The organism is Streptomyces sp. Ncost-T10-10d, assembly GCF_900091955.1.
Taxonomy (GTDB): domain Bacteria; phylum Actinomycetota; class Actinomycetes; order Streptomycetales; family Streptomycetaceae; genus Streptomyces.
On the sequence record NZ_FMDF01000111.1, the window covers coordinates 25717 to 34362 of the forward strand.

An 8646-nucleotide genomic window follows, 5' to 3' on the forward strand; every position below is an offset into this window, starting at 1 on the left:
GCAGGGCCGGGACATCTTCGGGATCTCCTGTATCACCCCGCCCCCGCCACCGGCCGACCCCGACCTCGGTCAGCCCTCCGAGCGGGGGATGAGCAGCATGGTCGACGCAGACCCGCCCGGCTGGACCGGTTACGCCGCAAGGACCGCGCGCTGCGCGCCGCCTTCGACCTGTCCTACCAGCACCTCAGCGACGACCACGCTCGCCTGTTCCGGCTGTTGCCACTCCACGCCAGCCCGGACCTGTCCGCCGAATCCGCCGCCCTCCTGGCAGAGTCGCTTGTCGGTGAAGGTCTGGTCCCACTCGGTGAACGGCCTGTTCGAGGCGATCGCGATCGCGTGCCGTTTCCTCGCGTTCGGAGCGGGTTGCCGACCTGGGCCCAGGCGGGCTGGTGCTGATGACCTCGAGCGGGACATTGGGGTTCTCGGAGAAGTCGAAGTCCTCGATCCGCTTGCTCCGGGGGAAGTTCGCCTTCTTGACCCTGCGGAACTCGCGCCGCTCGTCCCGGTCCTCGCGCTCGCTCTCCAGCAGCTCGGCCAGAAAGTCCGCGTAGGACGCATGCTCGCGCTGGGCCTGGGCGGCGAACTCCTCCGAGCGACCTCGGATGGGGACGCGGGGCTTGCTCTCTACGACGGGCGAAGCGTCCTTAACGGCTTGAAGGAGCGAAATAGAAGAAAATAACTCATAGAGAACATTTAGGCTAGCTGTGCACCGGTCGCACTGATACCCACCTTTTGTTCAGACCCGACGAAGGACCCTGCTGCTGTGGATGGTGAAGAAGAGCATGACCATGCCAGTACCGAGCTGCCGCCGGTGCCGCTGCACGGCGACCTGCTTCGGATCGCCGAGCAGCTAAAAGATCTGAGTCAGGCGCAACAGAAATTGCAGACGCTGCTGGCGGCAATGTTGTCGGTCAGCCGTGATCTGGATCTGGGTCGGGTGTTGCGGCGGATCGTGACCAGCGCGATGGACCTGGTCGGCGCCCACTACGGCGCGATCGGCGTGCTGAGCGAGGACGGCGGCAGGCTGTCGATGTTCATCCCCGAAGGCCTTACCGAGCAGGAACGCGCAGACTTGGCGGGGGTGGATCTCCCGCAGGGCCGCGGACTGCTCGGCTACCTGATCGAACACCCCAATCCCCTGCGAGTCGGTGACATCCCGCACCACCGGGCCTCGGCCGGCTTCCCGCGCGGCCACCCGCAGATGAAGACGCTGCTGGGCGTGGCCATCACCGTGCAAGGCCGCATCTACGGAAACCTCTATCTTGCGGACAGGGACGATGGCCTTCCTTTCGACTCCCGCGACGAGGACATCATCGTGGCTCTGGCAGGAGCAGCGGCCGTGGCCATCGAGAACGCCCGCCAGTACGAGCACGTCCGCTCCGACTCCGAGGAGTTCCAAAGATTGCTGCTGCCGGAGGTGTCGGACAGGCCGCCGTTCCGAACCGCCGCGGTCTACCGGCCGGCGTCCGAGCCCAACCAGCTCGGCGGAGACTGGTACGACGCGCTCGTCACTGCCGACGACACCTGCTACCTGGCCATCGGTGACGTCTGCGGGCACGACATGGCCGCCGCCGCGTCCATGTCCCAAACCCGCAGCATGCTCCGCGCCCTGCTCCACACCCGGCTCCACCGCCCCAGCCGTGTCCTGACCCAGCTCGACCTGACCCTGCACGCCATCCCCCGCTACCTGGTGACGACCGCACTCGTAGGACGCGTATATCGCCACCACAACGCCTGGGTTCTGCAGTGGAGCAACGCCGGGCACCCTCCACCGCTGCTTCTGGCACCCGGTCGCCCGGCACAGTACCTCGACCGCGACCCCGGCCTACCCCTCGGCGTTGACCTCCGCCTTCCCCGCCACGACCACTCCCAAGACCTTCCCCCTGGATCCACCATCGTTCTTTACACCGACGGACTGGTCGAACACCACCAGCGCTCCCTGACCGACGGCCTGCGCACCCTCGCCGACATCGCCACCGCACATGCCGACCAGTACCCCGCACAACTGTGTGAGACGCTTGCCGAACAGCACCCAGGTGACGGACACGACGACATCGCAGTCCTCGCCCTCCGCGTCCCCAACGGGCACCATTCGTGACCACCCGCAACGATGGCCGCAGTCCGGGATGGGTCGCATGAACGGACGTCTCGCAGGCTCGCAGAGTGCTGTGTCGATCGACGATCGGCGGAAGTCGGTGTGTCAGACGTCGATCACATCACCGTGGTCGTTGGTGATGAGATACTCGGGCCACCGGTCAAACGCGGAGCACGGGTGCGAGATCCCGAACTCGACGACATCCGTCACCTCAAGATTCCACGCGTCGGAGAGCACGGTGTGGTGGTCGTACAGCGAGCGCACACGTCCGCGGACATCGAACTTGTCCTGTCCGGCCGCAGTGCTGGCGGACAGAAGGATTGGCGCCTCGGTGTCGTAGGGAAGGTCGCGCTTCCCGGCTCCGACCACGGCAGTACCGTCCTCGACGGCGGAGACGACGACCGCGCGCACGGCCAGAGCTGGGACGAGGCCGGGAATCGGGCTCACGCGGGCGTAGACGCCGTGATCGTGCGCGACGTAGCACCCGGACCTGAGCAACCGGATTGTGCCTGGAACGTCGTCGTCCGTCGGAAGGAAGTCGACGACACGATCAGGAAAGGCCGATCCACCCATCGAGTACACGGGGCGATCGGTCTCAAAGGGTCCGGCGACGTCGAGGTAGACGTCGCGGACCCGGCGGCAGTGTTCGTCCACGGCCGCAATCGTTTCGTCGATCCTTGTGTTCGGGGCGACGCCTTCGTCCCCGGCGACTCCAACGAGCCGGAGTCCGGGAGCCGCTCGGACGAGGTCCGGTGCACGGCGGGCCTGCTTCGGGTCGCGGATACCGGTGCGGCCACCCGGGGTGCCGATGTCCAGAAGCACCTCAAGTGCGGGGCCGTGCGCGCCGAACACCTGATTCGCTGCGGCGATCCCGGCCGCGGAGTCGACGAAGCACCGGATCTCCCGTTCCCGGTCGGCGGCGAGCCAGGCCCGAACTCGCGCCAGTCCGAATGGATCGACGATCTGGTTCGCGATGAGGACGGTGTTGTGTCCCCAGCCGAGCGCGGTCGCGACCTGGTCGACCGTGGCAACGGTGACGCCGACGGCGCCGGCCGCGATCTGTCGTTCGATGACGGGAGCGGACATCGTCGTCTTGACGTGGGGAGCAAGCGCGACGTCATGGGTCTTGCACCAGTCGGCCATGACGCGGATGTTGTGATCGAGGGCGGCGGCGTCGAGACGCAGTTGGGGGTATGCGGTGGGAATCACGAATCCGGCCGCGCGGGGTCGCGGCACGGCTCTCAGGGCGTGGCCTGTCATCGCCCGTTTCCTGCAGAAGCACAACTACGACGCCGACGTGATCAACCAGTTCAAGGTGCGCCGCCCCGGAGAGACCAAGGCGGTGGGCTGGGGCGAGTTCTGCCACGGCCCCACGTCCGGCGATCAGGCCCGGCTCTGCGCGCGCCCGGCCAGCGGCCCGAGGCCCAGGCACCCGGTAGCCGTCTACGGCCGTGTTGCCGCTGTCGAGCAGGACAGCAATGTCCGGCCCTCCGGCTCGCTGACGGGCACGGTTTCACCGTACGCATCCGGTCCGAACACGCCAGCATCCTCAGCCCGCTCGCGGTCGGAACCTTTGTCCTGGCCGTCGGCGCCTGGAAGATCTGGACACCCTCCAGGGGCAGGCCCGAGCTTGAGATGTTCGCCGAAGAACACTGGTCAGCCCGCTCACTGGACCTACGACGAGGCCACCGGCCGAAGCAGCCCGCCCACCTGCCCGCCGCTCTCCCTCGACCAGTGCGCACTCGGCCAGGCCCGCGCGGCGGCAGCCACACGCAAGCCCGTACCCGGACGGGCTGCCGGTCTCTCCTCCAGGCCACACCCCAGCCAGCCGCCTGAGTCCGCCGGGCCGCCACCGATCGCTTCACCGCCGACGACGGAGCCGCCAGCGACTGCGGCCTCCCCCGACCCGACGATGCTGACGTCCCCGCCCGGTTCGGCCGTCCCGAGTGCGGCACCCCTTGAGCCCGCACCCCCGGTACACCCGCCCCTGCCGCCGCGGCCCTCGGCACCGCCACGGCGGACCGCCCAGCCCCGCCGCCGCACGCGTCGGGGCTGGTGGCCGTTCGGCCGCCGGCGCTGATCGGTCACGTCCATCGCCTTTGTGCAGGCGGTAAGCCTTGCTGTCCGATCGCGGCATCGGCTTCGAGGCGGGACCGCTGGCGGGCAGGCCAGGCGTCGCACGAAGCGCTGACAACGGTCGTCCGGCGCTTCATCGACCGCAGGCTGCCTCGCCGAGCTGAGCGCGAACCCGGACGGCTCCCTGCTCTTCGCCCCGGAGGCGGTCGGCTGCGCCCTCGTGACCACGCTGCACGATGCCGGGGCGCTCTCCCGAGAAGCGATTCGGTGCACGGTCGTGGGCAGTGATCGTGCCGGCTGCCCACGGCCGCGCCGCCGGTTCAGCGGACGTGCACCGTCACCACGTCAGAGGCTTGCAAGCGCACGGCATTCTGGTCATGCGGGCTGGTCAGGCCGTACAGCACCGCACGGAACTCCAGGTTGCCGCGGCGTGCGGACGTGCCGTGTGCAGTGACCCGCGCGTCGCCCTCGACCGCGGCGCTGCAATTCTCCTGGTGCCACCCTTCGCCGAAGCCCTTCTCCTCCAGGCACAGCTGATGCAGGTAGCCGGCGCTGTCATCGCCGCCGTGCGCCTTGACCGTGATGGTCTTGCCGACATACGCCGTGCGCGGCGCCGTGATGTCCACGCCGCCCTTGGCTAACGCCGGCCCGGCTGCCAGAGTCACTGAGGCCAGACCCAGCGCACCGATCACAGCCACACGGCCGCACCGCGTCCTTACCCCGGTCTTCTTCGTCCTGGTCATGGACTTCCCTCCCGCGGATCCCCCACCTGGTGAGACCCACCCCTTCGCGAAGGCGCCCGGTGCGCTTCGCTGACTATCCAGATGAGCCGGCCGCCCTGCACGTTGCCCCTCGCCCAGCGCCGTTACGAATTAACGACATAACCCGCTAACCAGTGTCTGATCCAACCAACATCCACCAAATCGCTTCTTGGGACCGGTAGTCCGATACCTGAGTGCTCCGATTTCGCAAACAGAAGGGGTCGTCCAGCGATAGGCGCGATGGCCCGCCGGGTCGCCGCATGCCTCGAAGTACCGGAGCGGGCCACCGCGTGACACCGGGGGTGCGGTCGTTGAACAGCGCGGATCCAGGCTGGGCCCTGGGCTCGATTGAGCGTGAGCTACGGAGCGGGCGGCCGGCCCCTACCGCAAGAACGTCGACTACGACTCCACCTGTGGCGCAAGGCCCTGCGCAAGACGTTCCCAAATAGCGGCGGCAAGCGGATCACGGTGTTCACCGCTGCCAGCCATGTCCGCTCCCTGCGCAACCGCGCCGCCCACCACGAGCCGCTGATCGATGGCGTTCCCCTCCCGAGTGGTTCCGACCGCCGCGGCCGGAACCGCCGGCGCCCGACCCCGAGATCTCGGTGCGCAGCTCGGTGAGCTCGGTGAGCTGAGCGCCCATCATCGAACATCAGACGGACGGCAGTTCGCTTGAATCACGTAAGTAGCTGTAGAGGCAAAACCATGGTTGCGGTGATTTGATTCCGCCCTGCGCTGCGCGAGACGGCCGTCTTGTGGGCCAGGAGGCGACTACTGGGGCCGGAGAACAGGCCGAACAGCCTTGCAGTAGTAGCGATTGTCTCGCTCTGCGTGCAGGTTCGCCAAGGTCACCGGCTCCGCATCGCTGCGCTGCGGCGTGATACCCACGGCAGGATGCCACGGGCGAGCTGTGGCGAATCCTTCAGCGGATCAACGGTCTTGACGTAAAGTTCGGCTGCGAGGGAGTGCAACTCTGTCTTCACACAACGGTGTTGGACTCCCTCCTCCCATGAGCGAAGGAAGTCTGCAGGTTCGCTTCGCGTCGTTCTTCACATAGAGTGCGGTCGCGAGGGTGTCCAGATTGTTCGTCACACAATGATCACGGATGCTCTCGCCTCATCACTGCGTGGACCAAGTCCTTCCGAGTGCCGGGGACAACTGCGGCCCACTGGTGGGACGTTCGTCGCCGTTCCTCGGTGGGACGAGCGACGGTGTCGAGGCACAGTGTCCGCTACTGAGGGGCTCGCTGACGGTGGCTACGTATGTGTTGATTCCCGGTGCTGCGTCCGGCCCGTGGTACTGGCATCTGCTGGAGGCCGAGCTGTGTCGGCGGGGCCATGAGGTGGTGGCGGTGGACCTGCCGTGCGACGACGACTCGGCCGGGCTGGCCGAGTATGCCGACACTGTGGTCGACGCCATCGGTGATCGCGTCGACCTGATCCTGGTGGCCCATTCCTTCGGCGGGTTCACCGCCCCGCTGGTGTGCGACCGCGTGCCGGTGGACCTGCTGGTGATGCTCCAGGCGCAGATCCCGGCACCGGGTGAGACACCGGGCCAGTGGTGGGCCAACACCGGCTACGAGCAAGCCAGGCGCGAACAAGACGAACGCGACGGCAGGGACCCCGGCAACGACACCGCCCTGTTCCACCACGACACCCCGCCAGTACTGGCCGCCGAAGCCGCAAAGCGCACGCGCACGCAGTCGGCCACCCCGTTCATGAAGCCATGGCCGCTGCCCGCGTGGCCGGATGTGCCCACGAAGTTCCTGCTGTCCCGGGACGACCGCTTCTTCCCTGCCGAGTACATGCGCCGGATCGTGCGGGAACGCCTGGGCATTTCACCCGACGAACTGCCCGGCGACCACTGCCCCATGCTCGGCCACCCCACAGAACTGGCCGACCACCTGGAGGCATACCGCACCGGGGCGTAACAGCCGCCGGGCTCCACGCGCGTCTTCCGCGTCAGCACTGGGCTACTGGCCGACATCCACCTACTCGATATCGACGTAGAGCCCTGCCACCAGGATGTCCACGTTGTTCGTCACACCGTGATCACGGGTGCCCTCACCCACCGCCGCGCATCACCCCGTGGAACAGGTCATCCAGCCATCTATGCGGCGGCGCGGTCTGCCTGCGATCGTCGGCGGCCCGGGGCGTCGTCGAGTACGGGCGGCCGCCAGGCACCGTCCGGCTGGTAGAGATCGATCCCAGGCGGCACGATCTCGTCGATCCTGTCGAGTGCGGTGTCGTCGAGCACGAGTGAGGCACCCTTGAGAAGGTGCTCCAGTTGCTCCCCGGTGCGCGGCCCGATGATCACCGAGGTGACGGCCGGGTGAGCGACGGGGAAGGCAATCGCGAGCTCGGGCAGGGTGTATCCGATCGTGGCGGCGAGTTCGGTGAGCTGCTCGACGGCGGCAAGCTTGGCCGCGTTCTCGGGGATGGCGGGGTCGAAGCGGGCGGGGGTGAGCTTTGCCCGGCCGGTGGAAAGATCGACGGGTCGGCCCTGGAGGTACCTGCCGGTCAGAAACCCGGAAGCGAGCGGACTCCAGGTCAGCACGCCCATCCCGTAGCGCCGGCAAACGGGCAGCACCGAGGATTCGATGCCACGGGCCAGGATCGAGTAAGGCGGCTGCTCAGTTCTGAAACGCGACAACCCACGCCCTTCGGCGACGTAATGGGCCTCGACGATCTCCTCGGCCGGGAAGGTCGAGCACCCGAAGGCACGGATCTCGCCTTCGCGCACGAGGTCACCCAGTACCGCGAGCGTCTCCTCGATGTCGGTCGAGTGATCGGGGCGGTGGACCTGGTACAGGTCGATCCAGTCGGTCTGCAGTCTCTTCAGGCTTTCCTCGACCGCCTGGACGATCCAGCGCCGCGAGTTGCCGCTCCGATTGCGCCCCTTCCCCATCTGGAAGTGGACCTTGGTGGCGAGCACGACGTCCTCGCGGCGACCCCGGAGCGCCTTTCCGACGATCTCCTCCGACTCGCCCGCGGAGTACATGTCCGCTGTGTCCACGAAGTTGACTCCCTGGTCGAGGGCCGTGTGGATGATGCGGACGCAGTCATCGTGGTCGGTGTTCCCGACCGCGCCGAACATCATCGTCCCGAGGCAGTACGTACTTACCTCGATGCCGGTGCCGCCGAGGATGCGGTAACGCATGGTCGTGCTCCCTTGCTGGTCCGTCCACTGTGTGCCGCACTCTAGGAGCTCGAGTTGACTCGAGATCAAGCCCGTATCCTCGGCAGTATGGCTGGGAGCAAGGGAATATTGAGGATCGGACAGGTCGCCGAGCGCACGGGATTGAGCGTGCACGCGCTGCGCTTCTACGAGCAGGAGGGCCTGCTGGTCAATCCCGTGCCACGTGGGCCCGGCGGCCGACGCGTCTACAGCGAACAGGACGTGGACTGGCTGAACCTGTGCATCATCCTGCGGGCCTCCGGTATGCCCCTGCCGGAGATCCGCCGATACACCGAACTCGCCAGGCAGGGCGCCGGTAACGAGCAGGAGCGCATCGAGCTCCTGCGGCGGCACCAGGATCAGGTAGCTGATCAGATGAAGCAGCTCGAGCAGTGCCTGGACGTCATCAATTTCAAGGTCCGGGTGTACGAGGACATCCTCGACGGCGCGGGCGGGCACTCGTGCGATGCCGCTGTACAGCTAGGGAATGAAGAGAGTCGCCAGACCACTGACCCCTTGGAATCAATCATCTAAGAT

7 protein-coding genes are annotated in these 8646 nt (G+C 67.2%); 3 read left to right on the forward strand and 4 right to left on the reverse strand.

Annotated elements, in window-relative coordinates:
* Positions 1-184: 184 nt before the first annotated feature.
* Positions 185-667: an ATP-binding protein gene (locus GA0115254_RS47650; RefSeq protein ID WP_370740893.1), complete on the reverse strand. Its 483-nt coding sequence runs from the start codon at positions 665-667 to the stop codon at positions 185-187.
* Positions 668-763: 96 nt separating this feature from the next.
* On the opposite strand from GA0115254_RS47650, the gene GA0115254_RS18660 reads away from it, so the two are divergent.
* Positions 764-2098 (forward strand): PP2C family protein-serine/threonine phosphatase, encoded by a 1335-nt coding sequence (locus tag GA0115254_RS18660; RefSeq protein WP_256102660.1) that lies wholly within the window; start codon positions 764-766, stop codon positions 2096-2098.
* A gap of 102 nt (positions 2099-2200) precedes the next feature.
* Here the strand turns inward: GA0115254_RS18660 and GA0115254_RS18665 are convergent, their stop codons facing one another.
* Both GA0115254_RS18665 and GA0115254_RS18670 read right to left on the reverse strand, forming a co-directional pair.
* The gene (locus tag GA0115254_RS18665; RefSeq protein ID WP_093896440.1) at positions 2201-3355 is read right to left on the reverse strand and encodes an alanine racemase; all 1155 of its coding nucleotides are present in this window, start codon (positions 3353-3355) and stop codon (positions 2201-2203) included.
* Between the two features lie 1136 nt (positions 3356-4491).
* Entirely contained in the window at positions 4492-4914 is a 423-nt protein-coding gene (locus GA0115254_RS18670) for a hypothetical protein (protein WP_093896441.1), read from the reverse strand.
* A gap of 1270 nt (positions 4915-6184) precedes the next feature.
* On the opposite strand from GA0115254_RS18670, the gene GA0115254_RS18675 reads away from it, so the two are divergent.
* Positions 6185-6862, forward strand: coding sequence for an alpha/beta hydrolase (locus GA0115254_RS18675; RefSeq protein WP_093896442.1), 678 nt, complete (start codon positions 6185-6187; stop codon positions 6860-6862).
* Positions 6863-7041: 179 nt separating this feature from the next.
* On the opposite strand, the gene GA0115254_RS18680 is transcribed toward GA0115254_RS18675, so the two are convergent.
* Positions 7042-8091, reverse strand: a complete 1050-nt coding sequence (locus GA0115254_RS18680) for an aldo/keto reductase (RefSeq protein WP_093896443.1) — start codon at positions 8089-8091, stop codon at positions 7042-7044.
* An 87-nt stretch (positions 8092-8178) separates the two neighbouring features.
* Between GA0115254_RS18680 and GA0115254_RS18685 the strand changes: the two genes are divergently transcribed.
* Entirely contained in the window at positions 8179-8643 is a 465-nt protein-coding gene (locus GA0115254_RS18685; RefSeq protein ID WP_093896444.1) for a MerR family transcriptional regulator, read from the forward strand.
* The last annotated feature ends 3 nt before the right edge of the window (positions 8644-8646 follow it).

Coding starts and splice junctions, on each gene's coding strand:
- GA0115254_RS18665 (WP_093896440.1), bottom strand. CDS start 3,355: ATGACAGGCCACGCCCTGAGAGCCGTGCCGCGACCCCGCGCGGCCGGA.
- GA0115254_RS18670 (WP_093896441.1), bottom strand. CDS start 4,914: ATGACCAGGACGAAGAAGACCGGGGTAAGGACGCGGTGCGGCCGTGTG.
- GA0115254_RS18680 (WP_093896443.1), bottom strand. CDS start 8,091: ATGCGTTACCGCATCCTCGGCGGCACCGGCATCGAGGTAAGTACGTAC.
- GA0115254_RS18685 (WP_093896444.1), top strand. CDS start 8,179: ATGGCTGGGAGCAAGGGAATATTGAGGATCGGACAGGTCGCCGAGCGC.